The 26,237-nt window shown below is 41.9% G+C and carries 22 protein-coding genes; 9 read left to right on the forward strand and 13 right to left on the reverse strand.

The features are described from left to right. Positions 1–241 precede the first annotated feature (241 nt). From hldE to L3Q70_RS13560, 3 genes are read right to left on the reverse strand one after another with little or no spacing between them, the layout of a single operon-like run. On the reverse strand, positions 242–1,684 hold the full coding sequence (hldE, locus tag L3Q70_RS13550) for a bifunctional D-glycero-beta-D-manno-heptose-7-phosphate kinase/D-glycero-beta-D-manno-heptose 1-phosphate adenylyltransferase HldE (protein WP_062568711.1): 1,443 nt from the start codon (positions 1,682–1,684) through the stop codon (positions 242–244). Further along, entirely contained in the window at positions 1,684–2,274 is a 591-nt protein-coding gene (locus L3Q70_RS13555) for an SIS domain-containing protein (protein ID WP_062568710.1), read from the reverse strand. The genes hldE and L3Q70_RS13555 overlap by 1 nt, the downstream gene beginning before the upstream one ends. 32 nt (positions 2,275–2,306) lie before the next feature. After that, complete coding sequence (locus L3Q70_RS13560; protein WP_237114431.1) at positions 2,307–3,794, reverse strand: capsule assembly Wzi family protein; 1,488 nt, start codon at positions 3,792–3,794, stop codon at positions 2,307–2,309. A 156-nt stretch (positions 3,795–3,950) separates the two neighbouring features. Here L3Q70_RS13560 and waaA point away from each other — a divergent pair, with 156 nt between their 5' ends. After that, complete coding sequence (waaA, locus tag L3Q70_RS13565; protein ID WP_237114432.1) at positions 3,951–5,210, forward strand: lipid IV(A) 3-deoxy-D-manno-octulosonic acid transferase; 1,260 nt, start codon at positions 3,951–3,953, stop codon at positions 5,208–5,210. 40 nt (positions 5,211–5,250) lie between these two features. Continuing rightward, entirely contained in the window at positions 5,251–5,793 is a 543-nt protein-coding gene (locus L3Q70_RS13570) for a DUF1415 domain-containing protein (RefSeq protein ID WP_237115274.1), read from the forward strand. Between the two features lie 35 nt (positions 5,794–5,828). On the opposite strand, the gene L3Q70_RS13575 is transcribed toward L3Q70_RS13570, so the two are convergent. The 4 genes from L3Q70_RS13575 to purL all read right to left on the reverse strand — a co-directional run bounded on the left by L3Q70_RS13575 (position 5,829) and on the right by purL (position 12,830). Continuing rightward, on the reverse strand, positions 5,829–6,164 hold the full coding sequence (locus tag L3Q70_RS13575) for a YdbL family protein (RefSeq protein WP_062568707.1): 336 nt from the start codon (positions 6,162–6,164) through the stop codon (positions 5,829–5,831). A 9-nt stretch (positions 6,165–6,173) separates the two neighbouring features. After that, complete coding sequence (locus L3Q70_RS13580; RefSeq protein ID WP_062568706.1) at positions 6,174–6,356, reverse strand: YnbE family lipoprotein; 183 nt, start codon at positions 6,354–6,356, stop codon at positions 6,174–6,176. After that, on the reverse strand, positions 6,349–8,805 hold the full coding sequence (locus L3Q70_RS13585) for a YdbH domain-containing protein (protein WP_237114433.1): 2,457 nt from the start codon (positions 8,803–8,805) through the stop codon (positions 6,349–6,351). The genes L3Q70_RS13580 and L3Q70_RS13585 overlap by 8 nt, the downstream gene beginning before the upstream one ends. Before the next feature lie 140 nt (positions 8,806–8,945). Continuing rightward, the gene (purL, locus tag L3Q70_RS13590) at positions 8,946–12,830 is read right to left on the reverse strand and encodes a phosphoribosylformylglycinamidine synthase (protein ID WP_237114434.1); all 3,885 of its coding nucleotides are present in this window, start codon (positions 12,828–12,830) and stop codon (positions 8,946–8,948) included. A gap of 310 nt (positions 12,831–13,140) precedes the next feature. On the opposite strand from purL, the gene mltF reads away from it, so the two are divergent. Then, complete coding sequence (gene mltF / locus L3Q70_RS13595) at positions 13,141–14,619, forward strand: membrane-bound lytic murein transglycosylase MltF (protein WP_237114435.1); 1,479 nt, start codon at positions 13,141–13,143, stop codon at positions 14,617–14,619. Positions 14,620–14,719: 100 nt separating this feature from the next. After that, positions 14,720–14,893, forward strand: a complete 174-nt coding sequence (locus L3Q70_RS13600; RefSeq protein WP_162898022.1) for a hypothetical protein — start codon at positions 14,720–14,722, stop codon at positions 14,891–14,893. On the opposite strand, the gene tadA is transcribed toward L3Q70_RS13600, so the two are convergent. Then, positions 14,894–15,391, reverse strand: a complete 498-nt coding sequence (gene tadA, locus L3Q70_RS13605; RefSeq protein ID WP_062568702.1) for a tRNA adenosine(34) deaminase TadA — start codon at positions 15,389–15,391, stop codon at positions 14,894–14,896. A gap of 231 nt (positions 15,392–15,622) precedes the next feature. On the opposite strand from tadA, the gene L3Q70_RS13610 reads away from it, so the two are divergent. Further along, positions 15,623–16,927, forward strand: coding sequence for an inosine/guanosine kinase (locus tag L3Q70_RS13610; protein WP_062568701.1), 1,305 nt, complete (start codon positions 15,623–15,625; stop codon positions 16,925–16,927). A 6-nt stretch (positions 16,928–16,933) separates the two neighbouring features. Here L3Q70_RS13610 and glsB read toward each other — a convergent pair whose 3' ends face one another. The 5 genes from glsB to ftsY all read right to left on the reverse strand — a co-directional run bounded on the left by glsB (position 16,934) and on the right by ftsY (position 22,615). Beyond that, positions 16,934–17,854: a glutaminase B gene (glsB, locus tag L3Q70_RS13615; protein ID WP_062568700.1), complete on the reverse strand. Its 921-nt coding sequence runs from the start codon at positions 17,852–17,854 to the stop codon at positions 16,934–16,936. 79 nt (positions 17,855–17,933) lie between these two features. Next, positions 17,934–18,797, reverse strand: a complete 864-nt coding sequence (gene rpoH / locus L3Q70_RS13620) for an RNA polymerase sigma factor RpoH (RefSeq protein WP_062568699.1) — start codon at positions 18,795–18,797, stop codon at positions 17,934–17,936. A gap of 239 nt (positions 18,798–19,036) precedes the next feature. Further along, positions 19,037–20,023, reverse strand: a complete 987-nt coding sequence (gene ftsX, locus L3Q70_RS13625) for a permease-like cell division protein FtsX (RefSeq protein ID WP_062568698.1) — start codon at positions 20,021–20,023, stop codon at positions 19,037–19,039. Beyond that, positions 20,020–20,697 carry a cell division ATP-binding protein FtsE gene (gene ftsE / locus L3Q70_RS13630; protein WP_062568697.1) on the reverse strand — a complete coding sequence of 226 codons (678 nt, stop codon included), beginning with the start codon at positions 20,695–20,697 and terminating at the stop codon, positions 20,020–20,022. The genes ftsX and ftsE overlap by 4 nt, the downstream gene beginning before the upstream one ends. A 55-nt stretch (positions 20,698–20,752) precedes the next feature. Next, positions 20,753–22,615 carry a signal recognition particle-docking protein FtsY gene (gene ftsY, locus L3Q70_RS13635; RefSeq protein ID WP_237114436.1) on the reverse strand — a complete coding sequence of 621 codons (1,863 nt, stop codon included), beginning with the start codon at positions 22,613–22,615 and terminating at the stop codon, positions 20,753–20,755. A 211-nt stretch (positions 22,616–22,826) separates the two neighbouring features. On the opposite strand from ftsY, the gene rsmD reads away from it, so the two are divergent. The 4 genes from rsmD to dnaG all read left to right on the forward strand — a co-directional run bounded on the left by rsmD (position 22,827) and on the right by dnaG (position 26,160). Then, positions 22,827–23,444, forward strand: coding sequence for a 16S rRNA (guanine(966)-N(2))-methyltransferase RsmD (rsmD, locus tag L3Q70_RS13640; protein WP_062568696.1), 618 nt, complete (start codon positions 22,827–22,829; stop codon positions 23,442–23,444). Positions 23,445–23,589: 145 nt separating this feature from the next. Then, positions 23,590–23,805 carry a 30S ribosomal protein S21 gene (gene rpsU, locus L3Q70_RS13645; RefSeq protein WP_002957797.1) on the forward strand — a complete coding sequence of 72 codons (216 nt, stop codon included), beginning with the start codon at positions 23,590–23,592 and terminating at the stop codon, positions 23,803–23,805. A gap of 21 nt (positions 23,806–23,826) precedes the next feature. Continuing rightward, positions 23,827–24,273 carry a GatB/YqeY domain-containing protein gene (locus tag L3Q70_RS13650; protein WP_062568695.1) on the forward strand — a complete coding sequence of 149 codons (447 nt, stop codon included), beginning with the start codon at positions 23,827–23,829 and terminating at the stop codon, positions 24,271–24,273. A gap of 135 nt (positions 24,274–24,408) precedes the next feature. Then, on the forward strand, positions 24,409–26,160 hold the full coding sequence (gene dnaG, locus L3Q70_RS13655; RefSeq protein WP_062568694.1) for a DNA primase: 1,752 nt from the start codon (positions 24,409–24,411) through the stop codon (positions 26,158–26,160). Positions 26,161–26,237: the final 77 nt, after the last annotated feature.

Genomic DNA, 26,237 nt, shown 5'->3' on the forward strand with positions numbered 1-26,237 from the left:
AAACAGAACTTTAGTTTTATAGCGAGTTGTAATTTACTAGGAAGTAAGAACTTACTTTAAAGGTAAGATTAAAATATGACTATAAAGACTAATCACTGCTGTCATATTTTTCAGCTTGAATTGCCCCTTGCTTGATCTAAATCAGGCTTTTACTTATTAACTAATAAGTAAAAGCCTTTATAAAAATCAGCTACAGACTGGTTGCTTCGTAAAGGGCGGAGAAAAGCCCAGCACTTTAGGGTTAAGGTTGTTTAATTTTACTAATCACGTTAGAGGTTGAGCACCCGTCAAGAAACTCAAGCACTTCAACTTTGCCACCATGACGCAGAACATGCTCTGCACCTGCAATTTGCTCAACGGTGTAATCCCCTCCTTTTACGAGTACATCAGGGCTGATCGTTTCAATGAGTTTGGCTGGTGTATCATGTTCTTCTACGCTACCAAATGGGATCACCCAATCGACAGAAGCAAGGGCACTTAATACCATTGCACGCTCTTGTAATGGGTTAATTGGTCGCTCAGGGCCTTTTAATCGTGAAATTGATTCATCGTTATTCAAGCCTACAACTAAGCGATCGCCTCTGGCTTTTGCTTGCGCTAAATAACGCACATGCCCTGCATGAAGGATATCAAAGCAACCGTTTGTGAAGACTATTTTCTCACCATTTTGTTTTGCAAACTCAATATGTTGTAAAACATCGTCAAATGGCGTTTGATAGTGCTCACCTGTTTGCTGTAAGTATTGGCCAAGTTTACGGCTAAGCTCTTCAGGAGACACGGTTGCGGCACCAAGCTTACTAACAGCAATCCCCGCCGCAAGGTTGGCAATTTCAACAGCATCCTTAGGCGTCATTCCAGCACCTAACATGACCGCTAAGGTCGCGATAACCGTATCTCCCGCTCCGGTAACATCACTCACTTCAAGCTCTTGGGCTGCAAAGTCAAACTTTTCAGCTTCGCTTATTAAGGACATGCCTTGTTCTGAACGTGTTAATAACATAGCCGCAATACCTGCTTCGCTAATCAGCTTACGCGCGCTATCTGTTAAGCTTTGCTCTGAACCTGTTTGTCCACCAGCAAGTTTAAACTCGTTTAAATTAGGCGTTATGTAATCTGCACCACGATATAAATTCAGATCCGATGATTTTGGATCGACAAGTACTGTTTTTCCGGCTTTTTTAGCAACCTGAATCATCGCCTGAATCAAGCTAAGTGAACCTTTGTTGTAATCTGAAAACAATACGAAATCGTAATCATCAAGCACTAGCTCTAAGCGGTTAAGTAATAATTGGCTGTGCTGCTCAGTAAAGGTTTCTTCTAAATCAAGGCGAACAACTTGTTGATGTCGGCTTATGACACGCATTTTAGAAATTGTAGGTAGCTCACAAACACTGACTAGCTGAGAATCTATTTTTTCCGAGCTTAAAATTGTTTCAAGGATCTGCCCACTTTCATCTTCACCGATCAGACCCAGCAACCCGACCTTGCCATCTAAACGGGCTATATTCTTTGCAACATTTGCCGCACCACCCGCCTTGTCTTCAAACTTACTTACTTTAACAATAGGTACCGGCGCTTCAGGTGAAATACGCCCTGAATCGCCATGCCAGTATCTATCTAGCATGACATCACCAACAACCAAAATACGTGCTTTAGAAAGATTTTTTAGTAACGCTAAATCCATTACTGTTGCTCCGCTACAACCATATCAATGGCTTCACACAACCAATGACCAATAAACATGTGCGCTTCTTGAATACGTGCTGTTTCGTCATTTTTAATAATGATCGGTAACTTCGCGATATCTTTCACTTTACCGCCATCACGGCCTGTTAAAGCCACAGTATACGCGCCAATTTCATTTGCAGCAGCCAACGCAAGATTAATATTAGGGCTCGTGCCTGAAGTCGTTAAGCCAATCACTAAATCATCTGGCTTACATAGCGCTTGAACTTGGCGTTCAAATACCGTGTCAAAATGGTAATCATTACTATGTGCTGTCAGAATAGAGGTGTCTGTTGTAAGCGCAATAGAAGCAAGCGGACCTCGCTCTAATTTATAGCGAACAACAAACTCTGCAGCAAGATGTTGTGCATCAGCTGCACTCCCACCATTACCAAACCAAATCACTTTTCCGCCTGCTTGTAATGTACTATGGCATGCTTCAAGAAGCTGCATCACTTCTGGGTGGTAGGTTTCCATCGTTTCAAACAACATTTGATGACGGTTTAAACTCTCTAGGTAGCTTGCCGCTACAGAATCAAGATTAGACATAGATATTCCTCAAAAATAAATAACGGCTTCGCTTACCAAAATAATGCAACGGATAACCAAGTATAGTTCTCTCCAAACACATCTTCACCATAGGTCAGTGTTGTCTCGAGTGTGTGTTCATTCCATTGACGTGTATTACTCAATTGAAGTTCAATTGCTTTTTCATAGTCTGCGCTTGTTTGCCCAAATTCATTTAAATAATTACTTTCGTTTTCAATTAAGGTTAACTTACCACGCCATAAAGAACTAAGGCTCTCATTGTAAGTAAGTTCCATACTATGTACTTGAGTAGGGGGCGCATCTGCATAAACCTTCGCAACACCATCTGCATGAAAATCACTATAACGCTGATCAGCTGCATAGTGGCCAGTCACAAATCCACCCACCGTATTGCCGTTAACTGGATAAATTTCATTTACATACCATAGGCTATGCATATTGGTATATTCATACCGTAATGACATGGCATCTGTCATTTTCGGTAAGAAAAAGCCAACATTGCTTACTGTGTTGCCAAATTGATAGTTTTTATGGTTTTTAGTGTCCTCACCGCCATACTCAAAATAAAGTTCAATGGGCATGCCCCAATTAAAGTTTACGCTACTGGTAATCGTCGCGTATTGATCGCCAAGTTCATTATCTTTACTACCTGTAAGGCCAGAGTTGTCGTTTCCAGCAGGGTCAAAAAATGCATCAAACACATCACCTGCATCAACCTTACGAGGACCACCACCAAATTGCATCATACGGTTGATGCCAATTTTCCAACCATCGATTGGTTCAATACTAAAATGAGTACCTGCAAGCTTAGGTGTACCACTATGGAGCTCATTTTGATAAAGGATACCGTTATCAACATGTTCTAATTCTGAATAGTACAGCTCAAAGTCGAAATTCCACCAATTATGCGCCGGTTGAACCATGCCTATCGATACCGATGGTGCTGTTTTTGCATTGGTAGAAATCACTTGTGCAGCGTGTTTAAATGGTGAGAACCAATGCTCTTTGTAACCAATATTTAATTGTAGATCTTCACCAGCAAAACTAACGAACGTATTGTAGTTTACAAACTTATTTGCTTTAGCACGATAATCAATACCAACTTGCACTAATGTGTAATCGTTAGCACGCCATATGCCTTCAAAAAAGCCTTGCCCCCATTCATCAGAGCCCAAGCCTCGCTGGTTCGCTATTTGTTTGCTTGTATCAGAGTCAACCTGAAGTTTCACGCCGACGCGAGTTATAGCATCATCACTTTGATAAGGTTTAATCTTAGCGCGAATAGCAGCGACCAATGCAGGCTCTGAATTTTTTAGTTTAGTGAGTGCTGCCTCGACTTCGGCCAACCGATAAGGTTTGGCCATCGGCGTACCAGAGGTCAGTGCAAATAGTGTATCTAGTTGATGATCAAGCTGTGCGTCCATGCCTATAGGTAAGTAGGCTGTGGGTGTTGCAAACAGTGGAGAGGAGCAACTAAGTAACACACCTACAATTGAGGCTTTTATCATTTTTAATTTCATAACTACATAGTCCCTATACAAAGTATTTGAAATATTACCAAATTCGACGCGTCGAAACACTTAAAACTCTTAAAGATAACTGTTTTTAACATTTTATATTCAGCTGAGCTATGTTCCACGTTATCATAGCGTTTTATCTATGTTGTAGGCACAGTGATGGCGCGTATTTTATACTCCTTGATTTTATATCTACTTAGCCCGCTTATTATCTTCTATCTATACGTGCTAAGAGGTAAAAAAAATGGCGGTTATCGTCATCATTTTGCGGAGCGCTTTGGTTTTTTAGCAACTAAAAAGCAAGATATTCTTATTCATTGCGCATCGGTTGGTGAGGTGCTTGCAGCAACGCCGCTCATAAAAGCTATCAAACAACACAATCCCAAGTTAAGTATTTTAGTAACATGCAATACCCCTACTGGCCGTGAGCAAATAAAAAACAACTTTCAAGACTCTGTTAATTGCTGTTATTTACCTATTGACTTTCCTTGCGCTACTCACCGCTTTTTAAAACGAGTTAAACCTCAATTACTGTGTATTTTGGAAACAGAGCTGTGGCCTAATTTAGTGGCACAAAGCAATAAACGTGGGATTAAAGTGCTTATTTTAAACGCTCGCCTTTCTGTTAAATCACAGCAGGGTTATCAAAAGGTGATGCCACTAACAAAAGTGATTATGAATTCAATAAGTGCTCTTGCAAGTCATAACCAGGATGATGCTAATCGTTTTATTGAGCTTGGTTTAAAGCCTGAAAAGGTGCGGGTATTTGGCTCTATTAAGTTTGATATCACGCCAACAAACGAGCAATTACATAAAGTCGCTGCTCTTAAGGAGCAGTATCACAACGAGCGCTTTATCTGGGTGGCAGGCTCCACTCACCCTGTTGAACATGAGCTTATTTTGAGTGCTCATGAAAAGCTGTTAAAAGCCTTGCCCAACGCTCTTTTAATTATTGCCCCGCGTCACCCTGAACAATTCGATAAAGTTGCTGAGCTATTAAAAAATTCAGCCATGAGCTTTAGTCGTCGAAGTGAGGATAACTATCGTAACCAACAGATCGTGCTAGCTGACACGTTAGGCGAGTTACAATGCTTATATGGTGTAGCGAATATCAGTTTTATTGGTGGAAGTTTAATAAAGCGAGGCGGTCATAATCCGTTAGAATCTGCTGCATTTTCTGTTGGCGTATTAGCAGGCCCTCATACATATAACTTTGACCATATTTATCCTGAGCTAATTAGTGCTCAAGGAGCTGAAACCGTCACAGATGAAAATCACCTTGCTGACACACTTATCGCTTTAAGTAATGATGCAGAGCAAACTATCAAGCTCGGTCACCAGGCTGCGAAATGCGTTGCTAATAATCAAGGTGCTATTAGCAAAACCGTCAATTTAATTGAGCTTTACTTAGAAAGTTAGAATAGATAAATAGAGAAATTACGTGAGTTCAAAGCACACTATGAATCGCCCAGAAAAACAAATGCGCGAATGGGTATCCAGCGTAATTGTAAAATACAATTTTTGCCCCTTTGCTCGTAAAGAAGTTGAAAGCAATTGCATTCATTATCAAATCAGTCAGTCAGTAACGATTGATGATGCAGTAATGGATATGCTTCACGAGTGTAACGAGTTAGACCGACAAGCACTGCGCGAAACAACCCTTTTGATGTTTGAGCAAGGCTTTAAGGACTTTGAAGAGTTCTTAGATTTAGTCGATTTAGCCAATGCGCTTTTAGTGGCGCAAGGTTATGAAGGTAAGTATCAAATAGCCAACTTTCATCCTGACTATGTATTTGCTGACAGTGATGACAGTGATGCTGCTAATTACACCAATCGCGCACCTTACCCAACGCTGCATTTAATTCGTGAAGCCAGCATGAGCGAAGCGCTAGAAAACTACGATGAACCTGAGTCGATTCCTGAGCATAATATTAAACTTGCAAGGCGCAAAGGCATCGATTTTTGGCAGCAGCTGTTAAAAAGCTGTATCGATAAAAAATAAAGCCAGCATTGCTGGCTTGTTAGTTAGTTCAAAGGCTATTTTTTTACCCACTCACCATTTACTTCAATATAATGGCCAGACTTTGTTTTCTCGATGGTTTTTGCTGCAGCAAGGGATTCCACTTGCGATAAAGACAGGTTGTTCTTTTTCGCGAGTTTTAAATACTGCTCTTTACGCTTAGCATTAATATCGCTAATAAGCGCTTTTGCTTCACTATTATTTACCACTAACCCTAAATACCCCGAGCTATCTTCACCTACCAAACCTTGGTTCTTTGCATCATCTAGGCTAATTGCCCAAGCAGAAAATGATAAACAAACAGCACTAATTAAAGTGATCACATTCAATTTTTTAAGTTGTAATTTACGCATGTTTGCTCCTTAGAATAATTCACTGTCATCACTGAATAGGGTATCAAGTTCTTTATCCACTTTAACGCGGATCTCATGGTCAACTTTTACGTTTAAGTTGATTGTAATTGGCTCTTTAGCCGCCACCTCAACACGGTGAGTACAGGCACTTAAAAGCCCCAAAGCCGTTAGCATTACTAACCATTTAGCCATCATTGCTTCCTTTTTTTGCATACTCTTTTTCAACTTTTTGAGTAATTTCGTCACTTAAGCGTAGTGCCCTTAATAAGGTGAAGATATTCTCTTCGTGGTTATAATTAAAATTAACCGCTTGTTGCTGTTGTTCATTATAACCTTGTAAGTTTACACCTAAATGCAACCAACCATCAGATTTAAGGTCAACGCTACTCTTTAGCTGTTTGATATCTAGGTTTTCTAACAAACTAAGTGTCGTACTCAGCTCTTGTTGTTGCGCTTTTACTGCTTCAAAACCAGCATTATTGGTGATTAGTAATTTACCATCACCTTGATTAACTAACTGCCCTTGTTTTACCTCTATACCTTGCTTACTTATTACGACAGGTAGAGTGCCAGCTAAGCGACCAGTTAGGCTAATTCCAGACTCAGCATCAAGGGTGACCAATTTGCTGGCATCAATATTTTCAAACTTAACGGTCGCGGTTTGGTTGTCTCTCAGTGGACAAAACTTATTAACCACAAATGCGCCACCCATAACCTGTCCGGTCAAATTAGCTGCGCAAGGCTGATTAGCCGTTACTTGCAATTGACCCTGTATGTTTTTGACCACGGCACCTGCACGCAGTTCATTGAGAGTAAATTTAGTTGGCACAATATTAAGCTGCCCTGAATTAAACTCCCCTTCAATCTCTATAGCAAAGTCATTAGCAAGGTAGTCATTATAAAGCGCGCCTAGTTTTGCGATCTGAATATCCCCCTTTGCCTGCTGTAAATTCACATCGCCTTTTATGATCCCTGAAACAACACCATCAGTAATTGTCACGAGCGGTTCGAATTGGGAGATGATAGGGTTGAACTTCGATATAGCTTGTTCTGGTATCACTAACTCAAATGGGTGCGCAACCTTGGACATATGATGGCTGACAAGCGCCTCTAAGCCATCGGCAAACACATGGTGCGTTGCTTGTAAGGCTCGGCTTTGCAAAGCGTTAGTCACTATTGAGAGCTTATTTAAGGTAATTTGTGGGGTTATTAATTTAGCAGCTGTGGTTTTTGCATCAATATCGGCAAATAACTCACCCACACTTAAGTCGCTATTTACACTGAGCTCATTATTGATTTTTAATACTTGAATCTCATTGTAGTTTATAGACTTAGCCTGACTACTTAGTTTAGCACTTAAGTGCTGCTCATCACTTAGTTGAGTAACAATGTGGCTAGTAAACTCTGTTATTTTTAGATCTGCTAAAAGCGCATTTTTAGCACTGATATCAGCGCTAAGTTTTTTAACTACGAGCTTAGAAAGCAACTCATCAACCCTCAACTTGCCACTAACCTGAATGCTATCAGCCTGAAAATCTAAAAACGTAGGGAGTGAATCCAATGACAGCTGAAAATCTGCAGTAACGCTTTTTTCATTCAAATGAGCATTGAGCTTAAGTTCATCAATATCTCTACTAATAAAATCAACCCTAACTTGACTATTAAGTGATGTAAGCGGGTTTTGTAAAGAAAGTGCCGTATTACTTACTGTAATCTCACTTTGCCCTTCAGTTGTTAGCAGTTTTACCATTGGGGCTGATAGCCGCTCACCTTCTATAGTAACAGGTTGTTCAATTTGTAACTGCCAATTAAGCGGTAACTGCGCTTTGATAAATGATTGATGTTGTTGATTTGCTATGTTGTTTAAACACTCGCGATTAGCGCTAAGCTGATTATTTAAAGCTGATAAATCAGCATACATAAACTGCTGATTTAATTGATACTTTGCACTTGCTTGTCCTTCAGCCGTGAAACTTAGCTCACATTGCTCTATAGCATGCTGATATCTTGCATTAATTACGCTTTCAATCGCAACAGTAATGCCATCAAACCTAAGCTGTGACTCGCTAGTAAAATGGCTACCTTTTGGTAACTCAATGAATCGCTCAGCTATTTTATCATCAAGGGCAATATTGGCTTTCACTTCATAATTAGATATTGCAACATCTGCGTTAAAGTCCCGTGAAACCGTAAATTGATTTAGGCGTTTTTCATGTATTGCCAACCTAACAGGGTTGTCGGTAAACGGTGAGACGACATCAAGCTGTTGAATGCTTATCAGCGGCCTTTGCTCAGGCAATGTTAGAGCAAGCTTTTTAAATTCAGTTTGCGTAGAGTTTGGTGCTTGTTTGCCAGCCAAGTTACTGACAGTCAAATTAGCTCGGGAAATTGTCACCTGCTGCTTATTCGCAATAATGCCTGCTAACTCAATTTGCTGCCCTTGATAGGTTAAGCATAATTTCTCGATATTTAAATCAAGCTTGCTGCTCAATGACCAGTCAATACAATGAAGCTCAACGCCACTTTTACCAAGCATAGGTGTTAAGAACCAGGATGTCAGTGGTAACCTGAATAGGTACGCCAAGAGCACAATGCTCAGTATGAACCCTAGCAACCCAACACTTACTCGCTTAAAACTCAAAAAACTCTCCTTGCCTTTGAACTTATACTCAGTCACAACTAACTTATTATAAACAAAAAGGCCACACATAATAGTGCAGCCTTTTTAGTTTAAACAGCTTGTATGAACCTAGCTTGTATAGCTAGGCACATAACTAAGTTCTAGCCAACGTTTTTACGTGCGTTGCGGAACATGCGCATCCATGGGCTATCCTCTTTCCACTCATCTGGGTGCCATGAGTTAGCAACAGTACGGAATACACGCTCTGGGTGCGGCATCATAACCGTTGCACGGCCATCAGTAGAGGTAATACCCGTGATACCTTCTGGCGAGCCATTCGGGTTAGCAGGGTATTGCGTTGTTGGGTTACCGTAGTTATCAACAAATTTTACTGCCACAGTACCTGACTCAAGCGCTGCTTTAATTGCATCGCTGTTTGCAAACTCAGCATGACCTTCACCGTGAGAAACAGCGATAGGCATACGTGAACCTGCCATACCATTAAAGAATACCGATGGGTTTTCTTGCACTTCAACAAGGCTAAAGCGAGCTTCAAAACGCTCTGACTTATTGGTTACGAAACGTGGCCAGTGCTCAGTACCTGGGATCAATTCTTTCAATGTTGAAAGCATTTGACAGCCATTACACACACCTAAGCTGAATGTATCTTCGCGGTGGAAGAAGCTTTGGAACTGCTCACGCGCCATCTCATTAAATAAGATTGACTTAGCCCAGCCTTCACCGGCGCCTAGTACGTCACCGTAAGAGAAACCACCACATGCCACTAAGCCTTTAAATTGCTCAAGTGTTAAACGACCTTCAAGGATATCGCTCATGTGCACGTCAACCGCAGCAAAGCCAGCGCGGTTAAATGCCGCCGCCATTTCTAAGTGAGAGTTAACACCTTGCTCACGAAGAATCGCCATTTTCGGCTTCGCACCTGTTGCAATGTAAGGCGCTGCAACATCTTCGTTTAAGTCAAAGTTTAGTTTTACGTTAAGACCTGGGTCTTTTGCATCAAACTTAGCATCAAACTCTTGCTTTGCACATTCTGGGTTATCACGACGCGCTTGCATTTGGTAAGTTGTTTCGGCCCAAATTGTACGAAGCTCTGTGCGTGTATGATTAAGCACGACTGCATCACCACGAGTGAATACCACACGATCATCAGCGTTTAATGTACCAATTTCATGGCTGATAGCTGCTAAGCCGTGGTCAGCAAGAACGGCTTTAACTGCATCTAAATCTTCATTTGCCACTTGGATAACCGCACCTAGCTCTTCATTATAAAGCGCTTCGATGTCTGAACCTGTTAAGCCTGCAAGGTCAACAGTGACACCCGTGTGGCCCGCAAATGCCATTTCAGCAACCGTAGTGAATAAACCACCGTCTGAACGGTCATGGTAGGCAAGTAACTTGTTATCAGCAACAAGCGCTTGCATTGCGTCATAGAAGCCTTTTAATAATGCAGGGCTATCAACATCAGGTGTTACATCACCTAGTTGCTTATAAACCTGTGCAAGGCTTGATGCACCCAGTCGGTTTTGACCCGCACCTAAATCAACTAATAAGAGTGATGAGTTACCTTTATCAGTACGTAGCTGTGGCGTCACTGTTTTACGAACATCTTCAACACGACCGAATGCAGTGATGATCAGTGATAATGGTGCAGTAACCGATTTTTGTTCACCGTTTTCATCCCATTGAGTTTTCATCGACATTGAGTCTTTACCCACAGGGATTGTTAAACCAAGTGCAGGACAAAGCTCTTCACCCACCGCTTTAACAGCCTCGTAAAGACCCGCATCTTCGCCAGGGTGACCTGCTGCAGCCATCCAGTTTGCAGATAGCTTAATATTTTCAAGGCCACCGATGTTAGCACACGCGATGTTCGTTAGAGACTCAGCCACCGCTAAACGAGCAGACGCACCGTAGTTTAAAAGTGCAGCTGGTGTACGCTCACCGAGTGACATTGCTTCACCGTGGTAAGTATCAAACGCAGCGGCTGTTACCGCACAGTTGGCGACTGGTACCTGCCAAGGACCCACCATTTGGTCACGCGCAACTAAACCCGTTACCGTACGGTCACCAATGGTGATTAAGAATGTTTTCTCAGCAATCGTTGGTAAGCGTAATAAACGTTGTGCAGCATCTGCAGCATCAATGTTAGCAACGTCTAATGGTTGCGATTGTGCTTTTTTCGATTCCACTTCGCGGTGCATTTTTGGTGCTTTACCTAGTAATACATCAAGCGGAAGATCGACAGGACTGTTACCGAAGTGGCTATCTTCAACCGTTAAGTGACGCTCTTCTGTTGCTTCACCAATTACCGCATATTCTGCACGCTCACGTTTACAGATTGCTTCGAAGCGCGCGAAGTCTTCTGCCGCAACCGCTAATACGTAACGCTCTTGAGATTCGTTACACCAAATTTCGTGTGGTGCCATACCCGGCTCATCGTTTGGAATATCACGAAGTTGGAATTTACCACCACGACCACCGTCGTCGACAAGCTCAGGGAATGCGTTTGAAAGACCACCTGCACCCACATCGTGGATGAAAGCGATTGGGTTTGCATCACCTAACTGCCAACATTTGTCGATAACTTCCTGACAACGACGTTCCATTTCTGGGTTTTCACGTTGTACAGATGCAAAGTCTAAGTCTTCGTTTGATTGACCTGATGTCATACTAGACGCAGCACCACCACCTAGGCCGATGTTCATTGCAGGGCCACCGAGTGCAATTAATTTTGCACCTACTGGGATTTCACCTTTTTGAACATGCTCAGAGCGAATATTACCTAAACCACCAGCAAGCATGATTGGCTTGTGGTAACCACGTACCTCGATACCGTTATGGCTTGATACTTTCTCTTCGTATGTACGGAAGTAACCAAGTAAGTTAGGGCGGCCAAATTCGTTATTGAATGCCGCACCGCCTAGTGGACCTTCAGTCATGATATCAAGTGCATTAACGATACGACCAGGCTTACCAAAGTCAGTTTCCCATGGTTGCTCGTAACCAGGAATACGTAAGTTAGAGACTGTAAAACCGACTAAACCCGCTTTAGGTTTAGAACCACGGCCAGTTGCACCTTCATCACGAATTTCACCACCCGAACCAGTCGATGCACCTGAGAATGGCGCAATCGCTGTTGGATGGTTGTGCGTTTCAACTTTCATCAAGATTTCGATGTTTTCTTGATGATATGCGTACTCGCCTTCATTGTTCGGGAAGAAACGACCCGCTACTGAGCCTTTCATTACCGCTGCGTTATCTTTATAGGCAGATAACACGTTTTCAGGGTTTTGCTCGTAGGTGTTTTTGATCATTTTGAACAATGATTTTGGCTGTTCGATGCCATCAATTGTCCAATCAGCGTTAAAGATTTTGTGACGACAATGTTCAGAGTTTGCTTGTGCAAACATGAATAATTCGATGTCGTTCGGGTTACGCCCCAACTTTTGGAAGTTTTCTACCAAGTAATCAATTTCGTCATCTGCAAGTGCAAAACCTTGCTCAACGTTTGCTTTAGCAAGTGCTTCACGGCCACCACCTAAAATGTCAACTGATGACATTGGACGCGGTTCATCGTGACGGAATAATTTAGCTGCGTCAGCCATATCCGCGTGCGTTGCTTCAGTCATACGGTCATGTAATAACGCTGCGACTTCAGCTGTTTGTTCAGCTGATAGCTGACCTTCAACGTAGTATGCAATACCACGCTCAACACGGTGAACTTGGCTTAAGCCACAGTTATGCGCGATGTCAGTTGCTTTTGATGCCCAAGGCGAGATAGTACCTGGACGCGGCGTTACAAGAATTAACGTGCCAGCAGGGGTATGCTCGGCAATCGTTGGACCATAAGTAAGCAGCTTTTCTAGCTTTGTTTGCTCATCGGCTGAAAGTTCAGCAGTAAGATCAGCAAAATGCATGAACTCGGCATAAACGTCAGTGACTGGAAGTTGTGCCTGTTGGCAACGCGCTAAAATTTTCTGAACTCTAAAATCGGAAAGTGCTGGTGCACCACGAAGGATCAACATAGGTATTTTCATCCGGGGTTAGGGATTGAACGATATTTTAGGCGCGTATTATAGTGCAAATAACGCCTAGATTTAACTCAAAATTGCGCTTTTATTTAAATAATCTTCATAACCGCTTTTACGTTTGCAACAATCGAGCACCCTAATACCCGTTATTTTTTCGCAGGTTCTTGTTCTGTATGACTTATCTATTTGCAACCTTGATGCCTTTATTAATTTAAAATAGATATATAAAACTATTCGCCAAGTGACGCAGCTTTGAAGTTTTGCTATAACGGTAAGGTAATGGTTTAAGGGGCATTTATAATCTATGCAAAAGTTACTCGCTATTTTTAGTTTAGTGCTCATGTTATGTGCATGCGATATGCAACAACAGCCTTCGCAACTAGCTCATATCAAGGCGCAGAATAAAATTAGAGTTGGTACTTTAGCCGGCGCGAGTAATTACTATCAAGCGCCACAAGGTGTACAAGGCTTCGAGTATGAGCTTGCTCAAGAGTTTGCTAACTATGTCGGTGTTGAACTTGAAATGGTGCCCTTTTTTAACTTATCAGATATGTTCACCCGCCTAGAAAATGGCGACTTAGACGTAATAGCTTCAGGGCTTACGTACAATACGATTCGCGCTAAGCATTACCGCTTCGGTCCAACTTATCGCACAATTAGTCAGAAACTAGTTTACAAACAAGGCCGTGTCCGCCCCCGCGAATTCGACGATTTAACTGGCAACTTAACTGTGCTTGCAAAAAGCAGTCACTCACTTGCTTTACAGCAATTAAAACAACTTCACCCGACTTTGAGCTGGAATGAAACTGAGGACATGGATGAAGAAGAATTGTTGCAAGCTGTGATTGATGGTGAGATTGACTACACCCTCGCTGACTCGCATACATTGTCACTGTTTCGCCGTTACCATCCTAATTTAAGCATTGGCTTTTCGGTCACCCGAAACGATCCAATTGCATGGGTTTTAAGAAAAGATGGTGATGACTCTTTATATGCTTTAATGGTGCCTTTTTTTGGCGATATAAAACAAACGAACCAGCTTTACGTACTTGAAGAAAAGTACTTTGGTCATGTACGCCAGTTTAACTATGTAAATACCCTTGCCTATATCGAAGCGATTAAAGAAACCTTACCAAAGTACCAGCCTTGGTTTGAACAATATGCTGGTAATATTGACTGGCGCTTACTTGCTGCACTGAGCTATCAAGAATCGATGTGGAACCCTAAGGCTAAATCGCCTACTGGGGTCCGTGGTATCATGATGTTAACTCAAGCCACTGCCAAACAAGTTGGCGTAACCAACCGTTTAGCACCAGAGCAAAATATCAAAGGTGGCGCTGAATATTTAGCCCAGCTAATCTCTTGGATCCCTGAGCGGATCCCACAACCTGACCGTACATGGTTTGCGCTCGCTTCATATAATGTAGGTTGGGGGCATGTAAATGATGCGCGTATTATTACCGAACAAGAAGGTGCAAGCCCGGATAAATGGGCTGATGTGAAAAAACGTTTACCGCTTTTAATTAAAAAACGCTATTACCGTAAAACTAAATATGGCTATGCACGTGGTGATGTTGCCGTGAAATACGTTGATAACATTCGTCGTTACTATGACGCTTTAGTTTGGCTTGATGAAAATGACGCTATTTCAAACCCGAGTGATGAAGAAGCAATAACGCAACAAGAAGACCCTAACTTGCCGGATAATGACAACAAGCAGAGCAAACCTGACAATGAGCAACAAGCTGCTAATACTGAACAAAACAAGTTAAACAATAACTAACCAATACAGCAGAAATCAGTTTACTTGTCATCAAATGATCATTATCTTCTAGAACAATATCCCAATTCATGCCATGCTTTCTCTCACTTTAGGAGCTCACATGTTAAAAAGAAGACGTACCACACATAAATTTAAACGTAATGTGATTTACTCTACAGCGACACGCCGTCGCATCATGCTACGTAACACACACAAAAAAGTTATTTGGCGCCGCCGTTTATTTGCCATGCAATTAATGGAAGCACAAGAAACCCCAGCAACGCCGGTTGTTTAACTAGGCGTTGCGAGCAGCAAGCTTCGCCGCTTTTTTCTCTTTTCTACGGCGTTTAAAAAACGCTGAAATTACCGCGCCACACTGTTCACTCATTACGTCACCGGTTACTTCAACTTGATGATTTAGTCTTGGTTCTTGTAATAGGTTCATAATTGACCCTGCAGATCCTGTTTTTGCATCTTTAGCACCAAATACCAAACGTTTGATACGACTATGCACTAACAATCCTGCACACATAGAACAAGGCTCTAAGGTCACATATAAAGTACAATCAATCAAACGATAGTTATTAAGTACTTTACCCCCTTCACGTATAGCCATCATCTCAGCATGAGCAGAGGGGTCATTATCAGTAATTGAGCGGTTATAACCATAAGCAATGAGTTGATTATCTTTTACCAGTACTGCACCAACAGGAATTTCATCAATCGCTTCTGCTTTACTTGCAAAAGTGAGGGCTTTTTCCATCCAATACTCGTCACTATATTGTTCGCTCATAAATCACACAAAACTTGTAAAACTGTGAGTAATTATACCTAGTTAGTCAATAAAAAGGGCAATAAATACTGCTACACTTAAAAATTAACGCAAATTTTAGTGGCTTTTTCATGGCTCAACGGACCCATATTGCGCTATAATCTCGCGCTTTTTTTATTTCGCTAATAGCAATTCAACTAGGTAAATTTGTTGATTTACAATTTGCAATTGATATCAATACACGGGTAGCAAATGAAATTTCCTGGACGCCGCAGGCATAAACATTATTTTCCAGTGGAAGCTAAAGATCCACTTACTAATCAACTCAACTCAACGGAACGACTACAACGTAGTTATATAACCGGTATCGATCAAATTGTGGTCGACATTGAAGCTAAAGTTGATCAAGCTTTCCTTGATGAATTTCAATTGCGCCGTGGTATGTCGCAAGTCATTGATAACGATATTACCAATGCCCTATACGACCGCCTAAAGCTCAATAATATGGTCGATTATGAGTTCGCTGGTGGCACTATTGGCAACACAATGCACAATTACTCAACACTTGCTGATGACCGCTCAGTACTACTTGGTGTGATGAGTGAAAATATCAAAATTGGTAGTTATGCATACCGCTTTTTATGTAATACCTCTAGCCGCGTAGATCTTAATTACTTACAACCGGTTGACGGACCCATCGGTCGCTGCTTTACCTTGATTGACGAAACGGGTGAACGTACTTTCGCCATTAGTGCAGGCCTTATGAACCACCTTCGCCCTGAATCAATTGATAAAGAACTCATTGAGAACTCTTCAGCACTGGTGATCAGCGCCTACTTAATGCGTACACAAGGCGATGAAACCATGACCGACGCAACAATGCAGGCTGTTAAGTATGCCAATGATGCAGGTGTCCCCGTGGTATTAACACTCGGCACTAAGTTCTTAATTGAACAAGACCCTACTTGGTGGGCTAAATTTGTTAAAGAACACGTTGATATTCTTGCGATGAACGAGGAAGAAGGTCTCGCCATTACAGGTTTTGAAGATCCGCTTCTTGCAGCAGATAAAGCCCTTGATTGGACTGACTTAGTGATATGCACAGCTGGCGAGAAAGGCTTATTTATGGCCGGTTATGTAGATGATTCATTCAAGCGCGAAACAGAATACCCGCTTCTACCAGGTGCAATCGCAGATTTTAACCGCTACGAGTTTTCGCGCGCAATGCGCAAAGATGACTGCCAAAACCCTATTCGTGCCTATAGCCATACCGCACCGTTTATGGGTGGTCCTGATAGCATCAAAAACACAAACGGTGCAGGTGATTGTGCGCTTGCTGCGGTATTACATGATTTATCAGCAAACGTTTACCACAAACTCAATGTGGCAAACTCAGCGAAGCATCAGCAACCTGCTATGACGTACTCATCGCTTGCACAAATTAGTAAATACGCTAACCGTGCAAGTTATGAAGTGCTTGTTCAGCACTCACCACGTTTATCGCGTGGCTTACCTGAACGTGAAGATTGTTTAGAGCAAGTATACTGGGAGCAGTAATCGCGACTAAAAAATCGAAATATCCAGTTTCTGGGATAAGCGCTCAAGGGCCGCTATCCCAGCCACTGAGTTACCATATGAATTTAAACGTGGTGCCCATACCGCAACCGTAAACTGATTAGGTAGTACTGCTAAGATTGTTCCAGATACCCCTGATTTTCCGGGCATACCGACACGGTAACCAAAGTCCCCCGCTGCATCGTATAAACCACTGGTAAACAGTAACGAGTTAAGTTGTTTATTTTGCCTTGCACTCAGCACTTTATTGCCGTTGGCATCTTTGCCCTGATTAGCGAGATAATTGTAAGCTTTTGCTAATTCAACGCAGTTCAATTCGATGGCACAGAAATTAAAATAAGCCCATAAGACATCATCTACTTCGTTATTAAAATTACCAAATGATTTCATTAAATGTGCCATGGCCGCATTGCGATGACGAAACTCATATTCAGAGTTAGCCACTTTTTTGTCGATTATGACGCTTGGATTCCCTGATAACTGCCGAAATGATTCAAGCATAGAATGCATCGGTGCAGACAGTCGACTGTAAAGCGCATCACATGTCACAATGGCACCAGCATTAATAAATGGGTTACGCGGGATGCCATGTTCAAACTCAAGTTGGGTCAATGAGTTAAACGCTGTACCAGAAGGCTCTTTACCTACTCGCTGCCATAATTCATCCCCATAACGCTGAAGCGCTAAAGTCAGGGTCATCACTTTAGAAACTGATTGAATAGTAAAACGCGCACTACAATCACCACCGCAGTAAGTTTGACCGTCTACGGTATGAATCGCTATAGCGAACTGATTTGGCTCAACCTCTGCTAACGCAGGAATATAGTCAGCAACCTTACCTTGGCTCAGTAATGGCTGAACTTCTTTGGTTATTTCATCTAATACATGTTGATAATCAATCTGTGACATACCGCGTCCTTAAAACAAAAAGCCCCGCATTTGCGAGGCTCTGTAGTCTACTAGAGATGGTTTGCTATAGCGATCGCTATTAGCTCATTGCTGATTGCAGCTTTTTCATCGCTGTTTTTTCTAGCTGGCGAACACGCTCAGCTGACACATTGTATTTTTCAGCAAGCTCTTGCAGTGTTGCTTTATCATCCGCTAACCAGCGCGCACTAACGATATCTTGCGAACGCTCATCTAGGGTTTTTAATGCGCTAAATAAACGTGCATGAGATTGCTCTTGCCATTGCTGCTCTTCAATATCATCAGCAAGGTCAGCACTGCCATCTGTTAAATACTGTACTGGCGAGTATGTGCTTGTCGGTGCGTCATCATTGTCGTCGCCCGTTAAATCGAAGCCCATATCTTGGCCACTCATACGTGATTCCATCTCACGTACTTCTTTTTCGCTAACACCCAGCTCGTTTGCAACGGTGCTAACCTCAGCTTGGTTGAACCAACCTAAACGTTTTTTGTTTTTACGTAGATTGAAGAATAACTTACGTTGCGCTTTTGTTGTTGCAACTTTCACGATACGCCAGTTTTTCAATACGTATTCGTGAATTTCTGCTTTGATCCAATGTACTGCGAATGAGACCAAACGAACACCGACACTTGGGTCGAAACGTTTTACCGCTTTCATCAGACCGATGTTACCTTCTTGAATCAAATCGGCTTGCGGTAGACCATAGCCTGAATAGCTTTTTGCAATGTGAGCAACAAAGCGAAGATGTGACATAATGAGTTGCTTTGCAGCATCAAGATCACCTTCTTCCTGAAGACGTGTCGCTAACTGTTTTTCTTTCTCAGCATCAAGCATAGGAATGGTGCTAACAGCTTGAAGATAGCCATCCATACTTGCGCTTTGTTGACCTACAGTAAGTGCCATTGCGTATAAATCTTTACTCATTTTTCACCTCAGTGATAAACATTTTAAAACCATCTTAGCACTCTTTAAGCGAGAGTGCTAATTTCAATTAAAAACTTTTTTGAACCTCAGATCAAGTGGTTTTTTTTATCTATTTTTAGTTTACGCTAACACGCTGAATATGCGGTGAATTCTAGCTTTGATTGAAAAAGCGATAAATTAATTACTACTTTATTTAGCGCTAATAGAGCAGTGTAACAACGAATTGTTACACTTTATTGTTATACTTTATCGGGTTCTATTTCTTTTATATAGCGGCTAACTGATAAGTAAGACCCGACAAAGCCGAGTGCTGTTGCAAGTGCAACTAAAACGCCGAATTCCGACATTGTCAGACCGATTAAATCAAAGCTGGTTTCATAGACGCCCGCCACTTCACTAACCGCACTGCCTAGCCACCACATCATTAAAGCAACACAAATAAAAGAGAACAAACCACCAATAATACCGTACCACACCCCTGTCCATAAAAATGGCGCATGAATAAAGGTGTTTGTCGCACCGACAAGCTTCATCACTTGAATTTCTTCTTTTTTGTCCATTATCGATAAACGGATAGTATTACCAATGATTAAAGTAACAGAGGTTAATAATAGTAGGGCAATAGTGATGACGCTCTCTTTTAATAAACTTAATAGTGCATTCAAACGTTCAAGCCACGCGATATCAAGCTTACCAAAATCAACCTCACGCTCAGCCTCTAGTTTTTTAAGTAATTGCTCTGCTGCATTTGGTTGACGGTGACGAATGGTAGGCGTAACGATAACAACATCAGGCAGTGGATTTGCATCAAGGTATTCCAGTGCTTGGCCAAAACCAGATACCTGTTTAAACTCAGTAAGTGCATCCCCTTTTGAAATAAACTCCACTTTATCGATTTCAGGATAAAGAGCTAAACGTTTCACTAGGGTTTGCGTTTGTTGCTGAGTCATACTTTCTTTAACAAACAACGAAATTTCTGCCGCGTCTTCAAAACCACTACTCACTTGAGATACATTTTTAACCACTAAATACAAAGTGGCCGGTAAGGTTAAACTCAAGCCTAAAACAGCAATCGTCATCAGTGATGCAAGAGGTGTTCGCCACATTTCACCGAGGCTGTGCACACCTTGTCGAATAAGGTTCATTATAAAAAAGTAAGGCGAAGCAAAAAGTGATTTTTGTTGTCCCTCTGTTTGGCTTGAACGACTTTTGAATAATAAGCTCATAGTGTTTCCTCCGCTAACGGATCTTGAATCATTCGACCATCCTTTAACGTGAGGCTGCGGTAACGCATACGGGCAATCAAGCCAATATCATGAGTTGCAATTAATACCGTTGTACCATGGTGATTAAAATCCTCGAATAAGCGCAGGATATCCATTGAAAGCTCAGGATCTAAATTACCTGTTGGTTCATCAGCTAATAAAATTGGTGGCGAATTAACAATCGCTCTGGCTATTCCTACACGCTGTTGTTCACCACCAGATAAAGTAGCAGGGCTACATTTAGCTTTATCGAGCAAGCCAACCTTATCTAATGCACCATGAACACGTTTAGCAATTTGCTTGTGGTGCGTTCCTTCAATCACAAGCGGTAAGGCAACATTATCAAATACAGAATAACGCTCTAAAAGGCGATGGTTCTGAAAAATAATACCAATATCACGACGAATATACGGCACCTGGCGTGACTTAACGGCATTTAAATCCACACCATTTATTAGTACCTGCCCTGCTGATGGGCGCTCCATGAGGCTAATGAGCTTTAACAAAGTACTTTTACCAGCACCACTATGGCCTGTTAAAAAAGCAAGCTCGCCAGGCTTAATATGAAAGCTGACTTTTTCAAGGGCACGATGGCCCCCCGGATAGGTTTTACTGACTTGCTGAAAATTTATCATTTTAATTATCAATCATCTTACAGCTAAAAAGGGAGTTAACTCCCTTTTTAATTAGTTATGCATCGTCCTCATCTTGGCTAAACAGCGCATCAATGAAGTCATTACTGTTAAAAGTGCGCAGGTCGTCAATACCCTCACCAACACCTATGTAACGAATTGGAATATTAAACTTATCTGCTACAGCAAAGATGACCCCACCTTTTGCCGTACCATCTAACTTAGACAATGTGATACCAGTTAAACCAACGCATTCATTAAAAAGTTTTACTTGGCTAATCGCATTCTGACCCGTACCCGCATCAATTGTTAACATGACTTCATGCGGCGCATCAGGGTCTATTTTTTTCATTACGCGGGCTATTTTTTCAAGCTCTTGCATAAGGTTATCTTTATTTTGCAAACGCCCTGCTGTATCAGCGATTAACACATCTACATTACGTGCTTTTGCCGCTTGAAAAGCATCAAATACAACTGAGGCACTGTCTGCGCCAGTATGCTGAGCAATGACCGGAATGCTGTTACGCTCACCCCATACTTGTAGCTGCTCAACAGCAGCAGCACGGAAGGTGTCACCTGCGGCTAACATGACCGACTTACCTTCACTTTGGAATTGCTTCGCTAGTTTACCGATAGTCGTTGTTTTACCAACGCCATTGACACCCACCATTAAGATCACAAATGGCTTTTTATCACCTGAAACAACCAACGGCTGCTCAGCAGTTTTAAGCATATCAGCCATTTCTTGCTTCATTAACTCATAAAGAGCATCACCATCTTTTAACTGCTTACGATCCGCTGCATCAGTTAGGTTATCAATCAACTTCATTGTTGTATCAACACCTAAATCTGCTGTTAATAGCTGTGTTTCTAGTTCTTCGAATAACTCATCGTCTATTTTCTTACCACTAAAGATAGAGGCAAAGCCAGAGCCAATATTAACGCGAGTTTTTAATAGACCTTTTTTAAGGCGTGCGAAGAAACCTTCTTTCTTTGGTTTTTCAGCTGCGGCTTGTGCAGCTTTCTCTTGCTCTAAACGTTCAGCTTCAGCCTTTTCTGCTGCAATACGCTCTTGTTCTAGACGCTCAGCTTCCGCCTTTTCAGCAGCAATGCGTTCTTGTTCAACGCGTTCCGCTTGTGCTTTTTCTGCTGCAATGCGCTCTTGTTCTACACGCTCAGCTTCCGCCTTTTCAGCAGCAATGCGTTCTTGTTCAACGCGTTCCGCTTGTGCTTTTTCTGCAGCAATGCGCTCTTGTTCTACACGCTCAGTTTCCGCCTTTTCAGCAGCAATGCGTTCTTGTTCAACACGTTCCGCTTGTGCTTTTTCTGCTGCAATGCGTTCTTGTTCAACGCGTTCCGCTTGTGCTTTTTCTGCTGCAATGCGTTCTTGCTCTAAACGCTCTGCTTCTGCCTTTTCTGCAGCAATGCGTTCTTGCTCTAAACGCTCTGCTTCTGCCTTTTCTGCAGCAATGCGTTCTTGCTCTAGACGCTCAGCTTGTGCTTTTTCTGCTGCAATACGCTCTTGCTCTACACGCTCTGCTTCTGCCTGCTCTACTGCAACTTGCTCGGCTTCACGCTGCGCCTTTTCAGCAGCAGCTTGCTCAGCTTCACGCTCTGCTTTTTCAGCGGCAACGCGTTCTTGCTCTAATTTCATTGCTGCTTCTTGCTCAGCGAGACGAGCTTGTTGTTCCAGACGTTGTTGCTCTGCCGCTTGCTGCTCTTGAGCTAAACGTTCAGCTTCCGCTTTTTCTGCTGCAATGCGCTCTTGCTCTAAGCGTTCAGTTTCCGCCTTTTCGGCTTCAATACGCTGTTGTTCTTCTAATTGCTTCTGGTTATCAGCCTCTTTTGCTGCTTGCTCTGTTTGTTGTTTTTCTGATTTGCCAAAACCAAACCAAGACAAGAATTTATTTTTTTTTGCCATACTTGCTAATAACCACTTATAAAAATCTGATAAACTTACATGAATAATAGGTTGGTGATAGTTCAGCTACTTTCAGCCAAACCAAAACGGGTACCATCTATCGCTAAGACACTAATAGTAACACTTTTAGTGCAGTAGAAAAATGACACACTAGCTATAAAGCACAATATTATCTGAGCTAGGTATCAGTTACCATTTATTAGTGAGTTAAATGAGAAAAAAATCAACACCTAATCGCCAAATTAAAGCGACAAGCAATAAATCAAGCCATGGTTTTATTCGTATCATTAGTGGTCAATTTCGCGGTAGAAAACTTCCGGTCAAAGATGTACAAGGCTTACGCCCAACAACGGATCGAATAAAGGAAACCGTGTTTAATTGGTTAATGCAAGATACCCGAGGTGCAAGCGTACTCGATTGCTATGCTGGTTCTGGAGGGCTTGGTTTTGAAGCGCTTTCTCGGTTTGCTGCACATACGGTCTTTTTTGAACTTGATAAAAGCGCAGCGGCACAGCTAAACAACAACATAGCCACTTTGCAACTTGATAATGCCACTGTAAAACAAGGTAATAGCCTAGCGCTATTAGATAATAATGATGAAAATAAACAGTTTGATCTAGTTTTTGTTGACCCACCCTTTCGCCAAAATTTGGCCGAAAAAAGTTGTTTATTACTCGAATCAAATCAATGGTTAACTGAGCAAGCGTTAATTTATGTGGAAGTTGAAAGCGAACTAAAAAGCCTAGAGACTCCTAGTAACTGGTTGCTATTAAAAGAAAAAACCGCTGGGCAAGTAATTTGTCGCTTGTATCAACGCGCGACAAATTAACGCTGTTTTGCCATCCCAGTTTCTGTTAATATTATCCTTTACATGTGGTGTTGCTTCGGATTACAATACCGCACCATTTTTGAACCACTTGATCGTTATTCGATCAACTTGAGCAACGCTCATTATTTAGGTAGGTGAATTTTTAATGCCAGTAATTAAAGTAAGAGAGAACGAACCGTTTGACGTAGCACTTCGTCGCTTCAAGCGTTCATGTGAAAAAGCAGGTATCCTTTCAGAAGTTCGTCGTCGCGAGCACTATGAAAAACCAACAGCTGAGCGTAAGCGTAAAAAAGCTGCTGCAGTAAAGCGTCACATGAAGAAGCTTTCTCGCGATAACGCACGTCGCGTTAAATTATACTAATCAGTATTTGGTCTTGTATAAATGAGCCTTTTATTAACGCTAAAAGATGCGCAAAAAGATGCGATGAAGGCAAAAGACAAAGAACGTCTTAAGCCTATCCGCATGGTACTTGCTGCAATCAAGCAACGTGAAATTGACGAGCAAATCACGCTAGACGACGACGGTATTACCGCTGTTTTAGTGAAGCTTGTAAAACAACGTCGCGACTCTTACACCCAGTATATTGATGCGGGTCGTGAAGATTTAGCTGAAATTGAAGCCAATGAGATTAAAGCTCTTGAAGAATTCTTACCTCAACAATTGAGTGAAGAAGAAATCATAGCACTTATTGACTCGGCTATTGCTGATACAAACGCAGCGGGTATGCAAGACATGGGTAAGGTAATGGGAGTGATCAAAAGCAAAGCTGAAGGTCGTGCCGATTTAGGTAAGATTTCTGGCTTAATCAAGCAACGATTAACTGCCTAACCCCCACATACAGATGTATGATTCAAGCAAACCGAGCCTAGTGCTCGGTTTCTTGCTTTTGAGCTTTTATATAATCACCTTTTGTGTTCAAATCTTACTTTAAATGCAAAAATAGTGCAGGAAAAAACAACAGCCATGGCCGGAAAAATCCCTCGACAGTTTATTGATGATTTACTCGCTCGTACCGATATTGTTGAGTTAATTGATTCAAAAGTTGGCCTAAAAAAAGCGGGAAAAGACTACCAAGCTTGCTGTCCTTTTCATAACGAAAAAACCCCTTCTTTTACCGTCTCCCAAGATAAACAGTTTTATCATTGCTTTGGCTGTGGTGCGAATGGTAATGCCATTTCATTTGTCATGGAATATGACAAACTAGAATTTGTTGATGCTATCGAAGAATTAGCGAGTATGCTCAATTTAGACGTACCTCGCGAGCAAGGCACAAGCTCAGGTCCGCAACGCACCGCTGAACAAAAGCGCTCTGATTACGATTTAATGCTCCATGCTGCACGCTTTTATCAGCATCAACTAAAGCATCATGCTAATTCTAAAACCGTGATTGATTATATTAAAGGTCGTGGTTTAAGTGGCGAAACAGCAAAAAAATTCATGATTGGCTATGCCCCGAGTGAGTGGGAAGCACTGTGTCAGCAACTCGGTCGCAATAAAGAGCAAAAAGAACAGCTAGTAGAGTTAAAGCTTGCCTCTGAAAAGTCGCCTGGTCGCCAATTTGACTTTTTCCGTGACCGACTCATGTTCCCTATTCGCGACAAACGCGGTCGGGTAATCGCGTTTGGTGGCCGTGTAATGCAAGCAGATCAAGGGCCTAAATACCTCAATTCACCAGAAACGCGTATTTTCCATAAAGGTTTTGAACTTTACGGCTTGTACGAAGCTAAGCAAGCTCATAAAAAACTGGAACATATTTTAATTGTTGAAGGCTATATGGATGTGGTTGCTTTAGCTGAGCAAGGCATTGAATATGCCGTTGCAGCCCTTGGTACAGCAACCACCGCAGAGCATATGCACACATTATTCAGAACCACAGATAAAGTGATTTGCTGTTACGATGGTGACCGTGCTGGTCGCGATGCTGCTTGGCGTGCACTTGAGAATGCACTTCCTTACCTTGCAGATGGAAAGTCATTACAATTTGTATTTCTACCTGACGGTGAAGATCCAGACTCGCTGGTACAAAAAGAAGGCAAAGACGCTTTTGAAGCACGATTAAAGGACGCGGATGATTTTAGTAAAGTGCTCTTTAATAAGCTCAGCCAAGAGGTTGACTTAACCCAGGATGCAGGTAAAGCAAAATTACTGAGTGATGCCCTGCCGCTGATTGAAAAAATTCCCAGTGATTTTTACCAAGAGAATATTTTAGAACACCTTGGCCGCTTAATTGGTCGAACGCGAGAACAGTTAAATAACCGCGTAAAATCACCAAAGCAGCAACATGCAATTGAACGTAAATTTAAAATCACGCCAATGCGCCAAGCAATCGGTATTTTATTGCAACATCCAAACTTAGCGACCAGCATTGCTTATATGCCAGAGTTGGCAGAAATGAAAATTGCCGGTATTGAACTTTTTTTGCACATCCAACACTTAGCACTAGAGCGACCAGGAATAACCACGGCACAAATTCTTGAGTCATTTCGTGATAGTGCGCAGTATGATGCCCTTGTTAAATTAGCAACTTGGCAACATCAAATAAATGACGATCGTTTAGAAACTGTTTTTAAAAATACTTTTAAATTTATTGAAGACCAGTGTTTAAATTATCGACTAGAGACCCTATTAATAAAAGACAAGACCCAAGGGTTAACAAGCGAAGAACGTCTTGAGTGTCACTTACTGACACAAGCGTTAAAAGGCAGCAACAGCTAGTCAGATTTGAATTATGCTGTTATACTGTGCTATTCACTGCGTCTAGTTAGTTTTCGTTTCGCTTATAAAGCGAGCTG

This window comes from Pseudoalteromonas sp. CF6-2 (genome assembly GCF_021729425.1).
Classification (GTDB): domain Bacteria; phylum Pseudomonadota; class Gammaproteobacteria; order Enterobacterales; family Alteromonadaceae; genus Pseudoalteromonas; species Pseudoalteromonas arabiensis.